This is a genomic window from Sphingobium sp. TomTYG75 (assembly GCF_054771635.1).
This window is the reverse complement of the sequence record NZ_BSRE01000001.1, coordinates 1,239,061-1,251,763: the sequence shown is the minus strand read 5'-3', so window position 1 is coordinate 1,251,763 and position 12,703 is coordinate 1,239,061. Positions and strand designations below refer to the sequence as shown.

13 protein-coding genes are annotated in these 12,703 nt (G+C 63.6%); 9 read left to right on the top strand and 4 right to left on the bottom strand.

The features are described 5' to 3' along the window. The first annotated feature begins 31 nt into the window (after positions 1-31). Both ACYU81_RS06375 and ACYU81_RS06370 read left to right on the top strand, forming a co-directional pair. Complete coding sequence (locus ACYU81_RS06375) at positions 32-319, top strand: hypothetical protein (RefSeq protein ID WP_460986894.1); 288 nt, start codon at positions 32-34, stop codon at positions 317-319. Between the two features lie 6 nt (positions 320-325). Next, positions 326-589 (top strand): DUF5818 domain-containing protein, encoded by a 264-nt coding sequence (locus tag ACYU81_RS06370; protein ID WP_460986893.1) that lies wholly within the window; start codon positions 326-328, stop codon positions 587-589. A 414-nt stretch (positions 590-1,003) separates the two neighbouring features. On the opposite strand, the gene ACYU81_RS06365 is transcribed toward ACYU81_RS06370, so the two are convergent. Then, complete coding sequence (locus tag ACYU81_RS06365; protein WP_460986892.1) at positions 1,004-2,131, bottom strand: serine hydrolase domain-containing protein; 1,128 nt, start codon at positions 2,129-2,131, stop codon at positions 1,004-1,006. A gap of 38 nt (positions 2,132-2,169) precedes the next feature. On the opposite strand from ACYU81_RS06365, the gene ACYU81_RS06360 reads away from it, so the two are divergent. The 4 genes from ACYU81_RS06360 to ACYU81_RS06345 all read left to right on the top strand — a co-directional run bounded on the left by ACYU81_RS06360 (position 2,170) and on the right by ACYU81_RS06345 (position 6,373). Further along, positions 2,170-2,490 (top strand): hypothetical protein, encoded by a 321-nt coding sequence (locus ACYU81_RS06360; RefSeq protein ID WP_460986891.1) that lies wholly within the window; start codon positions 2,170-2,172, stop codon positions 2,488-2,490. A 321-nt stretch (positions 2,491-2,811) separates the two neighbouring features. Further along, complete coding sequence (recQ, locus tag ACYU81_RS06355; RefSeq protein ID WP_460986890.1) at positions 2,812-4,584, top strand: DNA helicase RecQ; 1,773 nt, start codon at positions 2,812-2,814, stop codon at positions 4,582-4,584. Between the two features lie 164 nt (positions 4,585-4,748). Further along, positions 4,749-5,177 carry a protein tyrosine phosphatase family protein gene (locus ACYU81_RS06350; RefSeq protein WP_460986889.1) on the top strand — a complete coding sequence of 143 codons (429 nt, stop codon included), beginning with the start codon at positions 4,749-4,751 and terminating at the stop codon, positions 5,175-5,177. 2 nt (positions 5,178-5,179) lie between these two features. After that, a complete protein-coding gene (locus tag ACYU81_RS06345; protein ID WP_460986888.1) occupies positions 5,180-6,373 on the top strand; it encodes a BaiN/RdsA family NAD(P)/FAD-dependent oxidoreductase in 1,194 nt (397 codons plus the stop codon). A gap of 19 nt (positions 6,374-6,392) precedes the next feature. Here the strand turns inward: ACYU81_RS06345 and ACYU81_RS06340 are convergent, their stop codons facing one another. The 3 genes from ACYU81_RS06340 to ACYU81_RS06330 form a co-directional block, all read right to left on the bottom strand. Continuing rightward, positions 6,393-7,832 (bottom strand): porin, encoded by a 1,440-nt coding sequence (locus tag ACYU81_RS06340; protein WP_460988127.1) that lies wholly within the window; start codon positions 7,830-7,832, stop codon positions 6,393-6,395. 252 nt (positions 7,833-8,084) lie between these two features. Continuing rightward, positions 8,085-9,086 carry a CDF family Co(II)/Ni(II) efflux transporter DmeF gene (dmeF, locus tag ACYU81_RS06335; protein ID WP_460986887.1) on the bottom strand — a complete coding sequence of 334 codons (1,002 nt, stop codon included), beginning with the start codon at positions 9,084-9,086 and terminating at the stop codon, positions 8,085-8,087. Further along, entirely contained in the window at positions 9,083-9,355 is a 273-nt protein-coding gene (locus ACYU81_RS06330) for a metal/formaldehyde-sensitive transcriptional repressor (RefSeq protein WP_460986886.1), read from the bottom strand. Before ACYU81_RS06330 ends, dmeF begins: the two co-directional genes overlap by 4 nt. Before the next feature lie 91 nt (positions 9,356-9,446). Between ACYU81_RS06330 and crtY the strand changes: the two genes are divergently transcribed. From crtY to ACYU81_RS06315, 3 genes are read left to right on the top strand one after another with little or no spacing between them, the layout of a single operon-like run. After that, entirely contained in the window at positions 9,447-10,598 is a 1,152-nt protein-coding gene (crtY, locus tag ACYU81_RS06325; RefSeq protein WP_460986885.1) for a lycopene beta-cyclase CrtY, read from the top strand. Next, complete coding sequence (locus ACYU81_RS06320) at positions 10,598-12,079, top strand: phytoene desaturase (RefSeq protein WP_460986884.1); 1,482 nt, start codon at positions 10,598-10,600, stop codon at positions 12,077-12,079. Before crtY ends, ACYU81_RS06320 begins: the two co-directional genes overlap by 1 nt. Then, positions 12,076-12,657, top strand: a complete 582-nt coding sequence (locus ACYU81_RS06315) for an LOG family protein (RefSeq protein ID WP_460986883.1) — start codon at positions 12,076-12,078, stop codon at positions 12,655-12,657. Before ACYU81_RS06320 ends, ACYU81_RS06315 begins: the two co-directional genes overlap by 4 nt. Positions 12,658-12,703 lie beyond the last annotated feature (46 nt).

Here is a 12,703-nt window from a genome sequence, read left to right as displayed (position 1 = left end):
ACATTCCAGGATTGGAACGACGGGCATGAATATGAAATGGGAACACTATGTCGCTGACATGCTGATCGAGCGGCTAAGGCAACATCATGTTGAGCTTCTGACGGGCGAACAGGAAACGATATGCTTCTTCGTCGATCCAACGTCCCCATCCACCCGTCGTTGGACAGTCAGTGATTATGACAAGGGCGTGGTCGATGGCGCCATTCGCGAACTGCAACACCTCATCCACTCGTCCCCGCTGCTCAAACGTGCCATATTCGATCGACTGTCGGCGTCAGGCAGCGCCGAAGGGGCGCACCGCCAGCGGGTTCGGGGATAGGCCGCGATGCCCAAAGGGACATGGCATGTGGAAACCGGAATATTGCGCATCGGCCAATGGGGCTATGCGCTGGAGAGAGATGATGGCGGCACGTGGCAGCTTGACGCCCCCCGATCGGCGCGACGCTATCTCGACAGGCGAGTGACGGTAAAGGGCAGGCGGTCGGGCTTTGACCTGCTGGACGTGCATCGCATCTGTCCGGGCGACGGTCTGCGGCAATGGCTGCCGCCTGGCTGGTCGGCACTATTTGGGCGCTTCAGCCTCGGCTGACGTGGCGGCCTCTATAGCGTGATCGTTTTACACGGAAGCATGAGCATTAGGGCCGATTTTCCGTCACCCCGGGCTCGATCCGGGGTCCCGCTGCCTCGGCAGCATCAGAAAAGAAGTGGAACCCCGGATCAAGTCCGGGGTGACGATCACTCAAACATCATCATGCTTTAGCGAGCGGACGCAGGCCCAGACGAGTTCGCCATCATGCAACGCCCTGTTGTCAGCGCTACCTCCCACCACCGTTCGCGCTGGAGCTTCGGCTTAACGGCGACTGATATCTTGCGTGTGGCGCGTTCGTGGGCTGTCATCCGGGCCTGACCCAGATGTCCTCGGCGAGGCGCCATAGCATCGTGCCTTGTATCTGGATCACTCAGCCCGATGACCGGGCATATTAACATCCGGCGGAAATCACCCTCAGGCAGGAAATAGCCGCATCAATCTTGCCAGCCCTTGCTTCACGGCCGTTCGCTGCTCCTTTTCCGGCGACGCTCCGATCCGAACGACCGTCAGCGCCTGACCCGGCGACACCAATATATATTGCCCCCCATGTCCTACACAGCCGAACAGGCTGCGCGGCGCATCCCCCGGCATCAGTACGCTTTCCTCGCTTTCGCGGTTCAGCCAGAGATGCGCGCCATAGGCCGCATTGCGCCCTGAAGGTGTGCGCATGAAATCGACCCATTTTTCCGGCACGATCTGATGTCCGTTCGGCCCCCGCCCATGGTTCCGCAGCAATTCGCCAAAACGCGCATAATCGCGCGCCGTCATATGCAGGAAACTGCCGCCTATCATCGTGCCCGCCGCGTCATATTCCACCGTCAGGCTCTTGATCCCCGCCGGAATCTTCAGCCGTCCGTCGATAAAGGTCTGCATCGCCTGCCGCCGTACATCCGGATCGGGATTGCTAGTCAGCATCCGCGCCATCAGGTCGCCCAGGATCAATGTATTGCCGGTCGAATAGGAAAAGCGCGACCCCGGCGCATGCGCCAGCGGTTTCGCTTCGGCAAAGGCGCTCATATCCTGCGCGCCGTCGGTGAACAGCATGCGCACCGTGTCCGCCTCGGCCAGCGGCTCGTCATCCTCGACATGGTCCAGCCCTGACGTCATGGCGAGCAATTGCCGCAGTGTAATCTTTCCGCGCGGATCGCCCGGCTGACCCCATGCCGCGACCGGCACCGGCGAATCCAGCGCCAATCGCCCGTCAGCAACCATCAAGCCAACCAGCACCGCCGTCACGCTCTTGCCCATCGACCAGCCAAGCAGCTTGGTTTCCGGCCCGAATCCGGGCGCATAGCGTTCCGCGACGATCTCGCCGCGATGCATGACGATCAGCGCCCGCGTCTCGCCGACATCCTCGTCGCCCTCGAACAGCGGATCGATCGCGGCGCGCAAATCCCCTTCATTCACGCCCGCATCCGCCGACACGCGATAATCTGTCGCCGGATCGGCGGCGCGCACGGCGAGGCCCCCCGCCAGCGCCAGCAGCGACAAAATGGCAGCGCCTGCGCCAACAGCCTTTACGCTTTTCCGATCGAGCTTCATAAGCCGCGCCCTTAGCACGGCTCATCGGAAAGGGGAGCATGTCCGCACGCCCGAAATGGATTTATGCGCTCGCCGCCATCGTCGCGCTGCTCGTCCTGCTGCTGGCATGGAACTGGAGCGCCCTGCGCGCCCGCGCCGCCGTGGGCGCTGGTTTTGGCGCGCGCGTTACCTGCTCCTGCCGCTATGTGGAAGGGCGCGCAATGGACAGCTGCAAGGGCGACAAGGAACCCGGCATGACCTTCGTCACCCTCTCGGACAATCCCGAATCGAGCAGCGTCGAAGCCAGCGTCCCGCTCCTGGCTTCCAGGTCGGCCCGCTATCGCAAAGGCTGGGGCTGCCTCCTCGACCCAATCGACTAACCCGCATAGGGGGACCCAAGATCCAAAATAGAGCCCCGTGCCTTAGTATATGGATTACTCAACCCCGTTCGGGCTGAGCTTGTCGAAGCCCTCTTCTTGCAAAAAAGGAAGTAGACCCTTCGACAGACTGAGGGCGAACGGTAACAGGGGGATATCGCGGAATTAAGACGCGATGCCCTAAAAGCGTTTCGGCCACAGCGCTCGGCAAACCCTCTGCCCGCAAATCCACAGCACAGCCACTTTATCAGCCCACCTGAAGCGCGACCTTCTTCCGTCGCGCATCTGCATTGCCTCGCCAGCCGAACCCGCTACAGCCGCCAGATGCGTTCGGACATCCCCAGTCTCCTCCACGACATTTTCGGCTTCCCCGGTTTTCGCGGCGTACAGGAACAGGTCGTCGAACGCGTCATGGCGGGCCAGCCGACGCTCGCCATCATGCCGACGGGCGCTGGCAAATCGCTTTGCTACCAACTCCCCGCCGTCGCGCTCGATGGCTGCTGCGTCGTCATCTCGCCCCTCATCGCCCTCATGCACGACCAGCTTCGCGCGGCGCAGGCGGTCGGCATCCGCGCCGCCAGCCTCACTAGCGTCGATGCCGACTGGCGCGAAACCCAGGACCGCCTGCGCAACGGCGACCTAGACCTGCTCTACGTCGCACCCGAACGCGCAAGTGGCGAAGGTTTCCGCAGCCTCCTCCGCTCGGCAAAGATCGCCCTCTTCGCCATAGACGAAGCGCATTGCGTCTCCGAATGGGGCCATGACTTCCGCCCCGACTATCGCCTGCTCCGTCCCCTGCTGGACGAATTTCCCACGGTCCCGCGCCTCGCGCTCACCGCCACCGCCGATCACCACACCCGCGACGACATCCTCGTCCAGCTCGGCATCCCGCGCGAAGGCCTCATCATCGCAGGCTTCGACCGCCCCAACATCCGATACGCCGTCCACCCGCGCGACGGCCTGCCGCGACAGCTGTCCGATCTCATCTCCGCCAGCGAAGGCCCCGGCATCGTCTACGCCCCCACGCGCGCGGCCACCGAAAAGCTGGCCGACACCCTGACCCGCACCGGCCGCCCGACCCGCGCCTATCATGCCGGGCTGGACCCCGCCATCCGCGCCGCCAACCAGGCCGCCTTCATCGCCAGCGAAGACATGGTCATGGTCGCGACCATCGCGTTCGGCATGGGCATCGACAAGCCCGACGTCCGCTTCGTCGCCCACGCCGCGCTGCCCAAGTCGATCGAGGGCTATTACCAAGAATCCGGCCGCGCAGGCCGCGACGGCGAACCTGCCGAAGCGCACCTCTTCTGGGGTGCAGACGACTTCGCCCGCGCCCGCCAGCGGATTGCCGAACTCGACCCCAGCCGCCAGCAAGGCGAGCGCACCCGCATCACCGCCCTCGGCGGCCTCGTCGAAACCGGCACCTGCCGCCGCGCCATCCTCCTCCGCCATTTCGGCGAGCATCCGTCGATGAGCTGCGGCAATTGCGACAATTGCCTCAATCCCCCGCCCAGCATCGACGCCACCGAAACCGCGCGCAAATATCTATCCGCCGTCTATCGCACCGGTCAGAGCTTCGGCACCGGCCATATCGAGCAAGTCCTGACGGGCGCCGTCACCGACCGCATCCGGGAACGCGGCCACGACAAGATTTCCGTCTATGGCATCGTCTCAGGCGAAGAGACAGCGCTGCTCCGCCCAGTCTCCCGCGCCCTGCTCGTAAAAGATGCTTTGCAAACTAACGAACATGGCGGCCTCGAACTAGGCCCCAGCGCCCGCCCGATCCTGCGCGGGGAGGAGGAGGTCAGCCTGATCCTCCCCCCACGCCGCGAACGCCGCCGCCGCAGCGCCCGTAACGGCAATCCGGAAAACCCCGTCGGCGATCCGCTGTTCGACGCCCTGCGCGCCTGCCGCCGCGAACTGGCGCAGGAACAGGGCGTGCCCCCCTATGTGATCTTCCACGATTCCACCCTGCGCGAAATGGCCGAACAACGCCCTGCGACACTCGCCGAACTCGGCCACATCAGCGGCATCGGCCAGCGCAAACTCGACGCCTTTGGCGACGCCTTCCTCGCCGCCATCCGCCCCTTCCTCTAACTACATCCTCTCTCCTTCAGGGGAGAGGATAGGGAGCCTTGCTGCGTTAGCAGCTAGGCGTACTTGGAGAGGGGGAGGGCGGATGCCCCCCTGTGCCCACCCAAAACCCCCTTGAATCCCGCCCCCCACAAGCGCATGGCTCGCGGCAGAAGGAGTCCCGCCCCATGTTCCGTCAGATCACCCCCAACCTCTACGTCTCCCCCCAGATCAGCGTCGATCAGGTCGAGGAAGCCAAGGCCTTGGGCGTGACCGTCATCATCAACAACCGCCCCGATGACGAGGAACCGGGCCAGACCAACGGCGCGGAAATCGAGGCCGCCGCAAAGGCCGCAGGCCTCGCCTACGCCGCTGTCCCCGTCGCCCATGGCGGCTTCGCTCCCTGGCAGCTTGACGGTATGGCCGCCGCACTCAACGAAGCAGGCGAAGGCAAGGTCCTGGCCTATTGCCGCTCCGGCACCCGCAGCACGCTCCTTTGGGCACTCACCCGCGCCCGCGCTGGGGATCACCCCGCAGCGCTCAGCGAGAAGGCGGAAGCGGCTGGCTATGATCTCACCCCCATTCGCCAGATCATGGACGCGCTCTCCGCAGGCTGATCTTGTCCACCACATCCGATCAATTTGACGCCATCGTCCTCGGCGCTGGCGGAGCGGGCCTCATGTGCGCGGCAGCGGCCGGGCAGCGTGGCAAACGCGTCCTTGTCCTCGATCACGCCGATCAGCCGGGCAAGAAGATCCTGATCTCGGGCGGCGGCCGCTGCAATTTCACCAACATCCACACCGCGCCCGACCGCTATCTCTCGGCCAACCCCCATTTCGCCAAGTCGGCGCTCGGCCGCTATACGGCGTCAGATTTCGTCGCGCTGGTCGATCGCCACGGCATCGCCTGGCACGAAAAGACGCTGGGCCAACTCTTCTGCGATCAGTCCGCGCGCCAGATCGTCGCCATGCTGCTCGCCGAGTGCGAAGCAGGGGGCGTCACCATCCGCCTCGGCCACCCTGTCGGCGCGATCACCCACGCCGATGGCCGATACAGTGTAACCCATGGCGGCAAGACAGCACAGGCCCCCGCGCTGGTGATCGCCACAGGTGGCCCCTCCATCCCGCAAATGGGCGCGACCGGCTTTGCCTATGACCTCGCCCGGCAGTTCGGTCTCAAGGTGGTGGAGCCGCGCCCCGCCTTGGTCCCGCTCACCCTCGGGGGCGAAGATATGCTGTTCCGCGAACTTTCCGGCGTCTCGACGCCCGTGATCGCCCGCTATAGCAAGACGGCCTTCCGCGAAGCCGCGCTGCTGACCCACCGTGGCCTGTCCGGCCCGGCCATCCTGCAAATCTCCTCCTATTGGCGTCATGGCAGCGAAGTCAGCCTCGACTTCCTGCCCGACATGCCCGCCAATTGGCTGACGGAAGCCAAGCGTAGCAAGCCGCGCACATCGCTGACCGCGCTGCTGCGCGCGCAACTCCCCGACCGCCTCGCCGACGCCTTGGCCGATCGCCTCGCGCTGCCCGGCGATCTTGGCAACATAGCCGACCGCAAGCTGGAAGAAGCGCAGCGCCGCCTTGCCGCCTGGTCCTTCGCCCCCAATGGCACCGAAGGTTTTGCCAAGGCGGAAGTCACGGTCGGCGGCATCTCGACCGCCGAACTCTCCTCCCGCACGATGGAAGCCCGCCGCATGCCCGGCCTCTACGCGATTGGCGAAGCGGTCGATGTCACCGGCTGGCTAGGCGGCTATAATTTCCAATGGGCATGGGCCAGCGGCTGGGCAGCGGGGCAGGCGATCAGCGAAGCCTGACCGCCGGCCCGCAAACCAATCAGTAATTCCACTGCACCTGCGTGCGGATCAAATCACCCGACGCCCGACCCGTCCGCCGCTCGTCCGCCTCGGCCCGCTTCATCCGGGCATAGGCTAGCGTGATTTCCAGCGCCTTCCACGGCTGCCATTCCAGCCCCAATTCAAACTCGTCCGTTTCCAGGCGAGGCGCATTGGTGGAAGCCTTCCACCCGCCACGATAATGCTGCCAGCGGCCATAAGGCACCAGCACGCCGATCGAATCCGTGGGCAGGCGATACATCATCTGGACATAGCCACCGTTCAGCTTCTTCTTTTCGATCGACTGGCTTACCCGGTCGAACTCCGGCCCCTTGCCCCAATTCCATTCGGCCTGAATGCCAAAGGGCTGCGGATAGAGCATCGCGTGAATGCCGACGCGCTTTTCGTCATAGGACTGCTCACTGATCGCGACCGCCGATCCGTTGCGCACTTCCGGCTGGTAGTCGTTCATCATCGCCGACCCGCCGATTTCGAACACCTGATCCCCGAACATGCCGCCCAGACCATCCAGTTCGAATGGCCAGGTTGCAAAGGCAACCTTCATCAGCCCGCGATTCTGCTCGGTCTTGTTGATGCCCTGACCATTGAAGACGCCCAGACCGAACGCACCATAATTGCCGAACAGCTTCTGCCCGTCATGCCCCAGCCGGTCCCAGATCTTCTGCACCGAAGGCGGCGTGTAATAGCCGACAATGCCCAGATCACGCTCGCCGGGCACCGCGCTGTTGATCGCGTCGCTGCGGTCCAGCGTCAGGCGGTTGGAGGACGACTGCATATTCTCCCAGCCATAGGGCACCTTGGACTGGCCCAGGCGCACGCGGAATGTCTTGGCCTTGTCCAGGAAGACGTCGGCATAGGCGTCGCGCAGCTGTACAAAGCCTTCCCGCCGCTCACTGCCTGCCTGATTGTTTACGGCAGCGGAGAAATCGGACTGAAGGTAGAGCGACACGCGATCGGAAATATCGCCCTGAACGACAAGACGCGTCCGGCGGAGCGAGAAGCTGCTCTTGTCGGAAATTCCGCTGTCATGCACCGACCGCAGGCGCGACTGGCCTGCCGGTGCGGTGTCGTCGCCCGACAGAAACGCATTATAGCGCATCTGGGTATAGCCGCGCAGCGACAGCCGCTCATACCAGGCCTTCGACTTCGGAGCGGATGATGTCGCAGATGTAACGACCGGCTGGGATGGAGCCGCAGCCAGAACCGCAGGGGCGGGGGTCGCCGCCAAACCCGCGACCGGAGCAGGCGTGGCGGAAGTGTTCGCGCTTGCGACTTCGGCACTGCCCTTATTAGCGGCAAGCGCATTCGTCAGCGCCTGAACCTGCGCCTTCAACTCGTCAATCTGGCGCTGCAACGCCTCGTTGCTCTGCGCCTGCGCCACTTCCGGCATCAACGCCAGCAGGCTCACGGCCAGAGCCATGCTTTTCATCTTGGAACCTGTCACGAAAATTTCCCCTGTTTCGATCGAGGGGCGAATTATGATTTTTCAGTGACAGTTCAGTGACAAATATCTTTCGCTTACATGACAGCGAAACGCTGACATATTTTTTCAACCGTCATCCCAGCGAACGCTGGGATCTCGTGCCCCAAGCCGAACGCTAAAGCGTCGTGCCTCTTATCACCCCGTTCGGGCTGTCCCACCGTTCAGCCCGAATGGAAACAAAGCCTGGGTTCAGCCGCACTCGACCGTGACATGCTCCATCCTTGGTAGCGCGCGCACCCGCTGGCGCACCGCGCCCACATCGCCGCCCGGCGTCAGGCTGATGATCGCGGCATGGGCGTGCGGCCCGATCCGCCAGACATGCAGGTCATGGATGATCGCGCCCTCTGCCTCCACCAGCGCCTTGATCCGCTTCGTCAACGCGGGTTCTGCGGTATCGAGCAGGATGGCCGAGGTGTCCTTCATCAATCCCCAGGCCCAGCGCGCGATCACCACCGCGCCCAATATGCCCACTGCCGGGTCAAGCCACCACCAGCCCATATAGCGCCCGGCGAGCAACGCCACGATCGCCAGCACGGACGTCAACGCGTCCGTCAGCACATGCACATAGGCGGCGCGCAGATTATTGTCGGCATGACCCTTCTTATGGTCATGTCCATGATCGTGATCCGCCCCATGATTATGACCATGATGATCATGGCTATGGTCATGCCCCAGCAACAGCGCGCTGATCAGGTTGATGGCCAGGCCAATGACCGCGACCAATGTCGCCTCGCCAAACTTCACCGATACCGGCTCGAAGAAGCGCAGCACCGATTCGACCAGGATGAACAGTGCCGTGACGCCCAGCAGCAGGGCAGATGCAAAGCCCGAAAGGTCGCCGACCTTCCCCGTGCCAAAGGTGAAGCGCGGATTGCGGGCATGGCGCCGGGCATAGCCATAGGCCGCCGCCGCCACCGCCAGCGCGCCCGCATGGGTCGCCATATGGAACCCATCGGCCAGCAGGGCCATCGACCCGGTGATCCAGCCAAAGGCGATCTCGACCACCATCGTCGCAGCCGTCAGCCACACGACCCACATCGTCCGCCGAGCATTTTTGTCATGGCCCGCGCTCAGGTAAATATGGTCGAAATAATGGCTTTCTTCCTCATTCCCATCGGTGGGGAAAGGGGGCAGCGCCTCGCTTTGGGCCTTTGCTGCGTCATAATCGTGGCTATGGCCGTGCATCGTCATTTCCCGTACCGCCGGATCAGCTCCAACATTTCTTCCGCCGCCGTTTGCCGCTCTTCATCGGTCAGGCCGGGGCGGGCGACATGGTCGCGCATATGCTGCTCGATCAGCTCTTCCATCAGACTGCCGACCGCACCGCGCACCGAAGCGACCAGCTGCAACGTCTCCGAACAGCCCGCATCTCCGCCTAGCTGCCGCTCGATCGCGCCGACCTGCCCCGCAATGCGCCGCACCCGCGCCAGCAGCTTTTCCTTGTTCTCGATCACATGCATAGGATACCCCCCTACCCTATACGGCCATTTTCGTCAAACCCCGTTCTTTTCGCCAATTGCTTCATTAATTCACCCTCCCTAACAGAACAGCATGGCCAAGACGTTCGACTGCGACCTAGCGATTCTGGGCGGCGGCCTTTCCGGCACTCTGACCGCGCTCGCCTTCGCCCGCCTTCGCCCGGAGGTCGATCTGCTGCTGATCGAACGCGGCCAATCGCTGGGCGGCAACCATCTCTGGTCCTTCTTCGACGGCGATGTCCGCCCCGCCGATCGCTGGCTGGTCGATCCGCTCATCACCCATCGCTGGCCCCAAGGCCATGAGGTCCGCTTCCCCGCCTATCAGCGTCGCCTCCCCACCGCCTATAACAGCATCGCCTCCGCCCAACTCGACGCCCACGCCAGCCAACTCCTCGGCGATCGCGTCCTGCTCAACGCCGACGTCACCCACATCACGCCCACGAGCGTCACCCTTGGCGACGGCCGCCATATCCAGGCTCGCGCCGTACTCGATACTCGCGGCGGCGGCGATATGTCGGCGCTGGAGTGCGGCTGGCAAAAGTTCGTCGGCCAGGTCCTCCGCCTCAGCCATCCACACGGGTTGGAGCGCCCGGTGATCATGGACGCGACCGTTGCGCAGATCGACGGCTATCGCTTCGTCTATCTGCTCCCCTTCGATGATCGCACCATCTTCGTCGAGGATACCTACTATAGCGACAGTCCCGAACTAGGTCACCCGACGCTCGCCAGTCGCATCGCCGAATATGCCAAAGATCAGGGCTGGCACGTCGAACAGATCACCCATCAGGAAAGCGGCGTTCTTCCCGTAGTCCATGGCGGCAACTTCGATCGCTTCTGGCCAGCGGAGGATGACATTGCCCGTGCAGGCGTTCGCGCCGCATTGTTCCACCCGATGACCGGCTATTCGCTGCCCGACGCCGTGGCCACCGCGCTCTGGCTCGCCGACCAGCCGATCGAAGACCTTGCCGCCGCAACCCGCGCCCGCGCTGCGGCGCATTGGCGCGCCGGCGGCTATTACCGGCTGCTCGGCAAGATGCTCTTCCGCGCTGCCCGGCCGGACCAGCGATGGCGCATCTTCGAGCGCTTCTATCGCCTCAATCCCCATCTGGTCGGTCGCTTCTACACGGGCCGATCAACTTGGGCCGATCGCATCCGCATCTTGTGTGGACGCCCGCCGGTGCCCATAAGGAGCGCCATGCGCGCATTGTTAACCCCCTCCGCCTGATGAACCGCAAAGCGATAGTAATAGGGGCGGGCTTTGGTGGCCTTGCTCTTGCGATCCGTCTGCAATCAGCGGGCATCGACACCACTCTGGTGGAAGCGCGGGACCGTCCGGGCGGGCGCGCCTATATGTGGGAGAAGGACGGCTTCGTCTTCGACGCAGGCCCGACCGTCATCACCGATCCAGATTGCCTTGCAGAACTCTGGCGCCTGTCTGGCCACGACATGGCGGAAGACGTCAGCCTAGTGCCGGTCACCCCCTTTTACCGGCTGAACTGGCGCGACGGCACAAACTTCGATTATTCCAACGACGAAAACAGCCTGCGAGCGCAAATCGCAAAGCTGAACCCGCAGGATGTCGCTGGGTATCAGCGCTTTCTCGACTATGCTGACGGCGTTTATGAGGAAGGCTATCGCAAGCTCGGCTCGGTGGCTTTCCTCGACTTCGCCTCCATGATCCGCGCCGCGCCAGCGCTGGCGAAGCATCAGGCATGGCGTTCGGTCTATTCGATCGTCTCTTCCTATGTGAAGGACGAAAGGCTGCGACAGGCGCTGTCCTTCCACACGCTGCTGGTGGGCGGCAATCCGATGCAGACCAGCGCGATCTATGCGTTGATCCACAAGCTGGAAAAGGATGGCGGCGTCTGGTTCGCCAAGGGCGGCACGAACCGCCTGGTCCAGGGCATGGCGACGCATTTCGAGCGGCTCGGCGGTACGCTGCGTCTCGCCGACCCGGTCGTGCGCATCGAGACCCATGGCGACCGCGCGGTCGCTGTCTCGACCGCGTCGGGATGGCGCGGGGAGGCCGATGCTGTCGCCACGAACGGCGACCTCATGCATAGCTATCGGGACCTTCTCGGCCATCACCCAAGGGGGCAGAAACAGGCCGAGAGCCTCGCGAGAAAGCGTTGGTCGCCCAGCCTGTTCGTGCTGCATTTCGGTATCAAGGGCAGCTGGCCCGGCATCCCCCACCATATGATCCTGTTCGGTCCCCGCTATGAAGGGTTGCTGACCGACATCTATGATCACGGCGTGCTGCCTCAGGATTTCTCGCTCTACCTGCACCACCCGACCGTCACCGATCCGTCGATGGCGCCGGACGGACATTCGACTTTCTACGCTCTTGCGCCCGTGCCCCACATGGGCAAGCTGCCGATCGACTGGAAGCAGTTCGGCCCCGTCTATGCGGAGCGCATCCTTGACGAGATCGAACATCGCCTCATCCCCGACATCCGCTCTCGCATCGTCACGCAATTCCACTACGCACCGCCCGATTTCCAGAGCGACTTGTCCGCGCATCTGGGCAGCGCCTTCAGCCTTGAACCGCTGTTGACGCAAAGCGCCTGGTTCCGCGCCCATAACCGCGATGACGTGATCCCGAACCTCTATCTCACTGGCGCCGGTACTCATCCGGGGGCGGGCATCCCTGGCGTCGTGGGCAGTGCGAAGGCGACCGCCGCGCTGATGCTCGAAGACCTGCTGTGAAGCGGCTGGCCGTCTATTGCGGATCGGCTTTGCCTGCTGATCCGGTCTATATAGAATCCGCTCGCCAAGTCGGCCGCACGCTTGCTGGGCGCGGCATTGGAGTCGTCTATGGCGGGGGGCGGCTGGGTTTAATGGGCGCGGTTGCCGATGCCGCGCTCGAGGCCGGAGGCGAGGTGATCGGCGTCATTCCGGAAGCCTTGGTACGGGCGGAGGTCGCGCATCAGGGCTGCACCGAGCTTCACGTCGTCCAGACCATGCATCAGCGCAAGGCATGCTTCACCGATCTGTCTGACGGCTTCATCACGCTGCCCGGCGGCGTTGGCACCATGGATGAGTTGTGGGAGGCGATCAGCTGGGCGCAACTTGGCTATCATGCCAAGCCCGTTGGCCTGCTGAATGCATCTGGCTTCTATGACCAGCTCATCGCCTTCAACCGGCATATGATCGACACCGGCTTCATCCGCCCGCAACATGCCGACATCCTGGTCCATGCCGACTCGATCGAGGCGCTGCTTGATAAAATGGCAGCCTATGAGGCGCACGAGCCGATCTTTTCGATGAAGGCCGACAGGCTGTAATTCGTGCCACCCTTGCGGCGACCATCGGCGCGGGGCATGGCCGCAG

Excerpts from the sequence above, each read along its gene's own strand:
- ACYU81_RS06375 (WP_460986894.1), top strand. The coding sequence starts at position 32 with ATGAAATGGGAACACTATGTCGCTGACATGCTGATCGAGCGGCTAAGG.
- ACYU81_RS06370 (WP_460986893.1), top strand. The coding sequence starts at position 326 with ATGCCCAAAGGGACATGGCATGTGGAAACCGGAATATTGCGCATCGGC.
- ACYU81_RS06365 (WP_460986892.1), bottom strand. The coding sequence starts at position 2,131 with ATGAAGCTCGATCGGAAAAGCGTAAAGGCTGTTGGCGCAGGCGCTGCC.
- ACYU81_RS06360 (WP_460986891.1), top strand. The coding sequence starts at position 2,170 with ATGTCCGCACGCCCGAAATGGATTTATGCGCTCGCCGCCATCGTCGCG.
- recQ (WP_460986890.1), top strand. The coding sequence starts at position 2,812 with ATGCGTTCGGACATCCCCAGTCTCCTCCACGACATTTTCGGCTTCCCC.
- ACYU81_RS06350 (WP_460986889.1), top strand. The coding sequence starts at position 4,749 with ATGTTCCGTCAGATCACCCCCAACCTCTACGTCTCCCCCCAGATCAGC.
- ACYU81_RS06340 (WP_460988127.1), bottom strand. The coding sequence starts at position 7,832 with ATGGCTCTGGCCGTGAGCCTGCTGGCGTTGATGCCGGAAGTGGCGCAG.
- dmeF (WP_460986887.1), bottom strand. The coding sequence starts at position 9,086 with ATGACGATGCACGGCCATAGCCACGATTATGACGCAGCAAAGGCCCAA.
- ACYU81_RS06330 (WP_460986886.1), bottom strand. The coding sequence starts at position 9,355 with ATGCATGTGATCGAGAACAAGGAAAAGCTGCTGGCGCGGGTGCGGCGC.
- crtY (WP_460986885.1), top strand. The coding sequence starts at position 9,447 with ATGGCCAAGACGTTCGACTGCGACCTAGCGATTCTGGGCGGCGGCCTT.
- ACYU81_RS06320 (WP_460986884.1), top strand. The coding sequence starts at position 10,598 with ATGAACCGCAAAGCGATAGTAATAGGGGCGGGCTTTGGTGGCCTTGCT.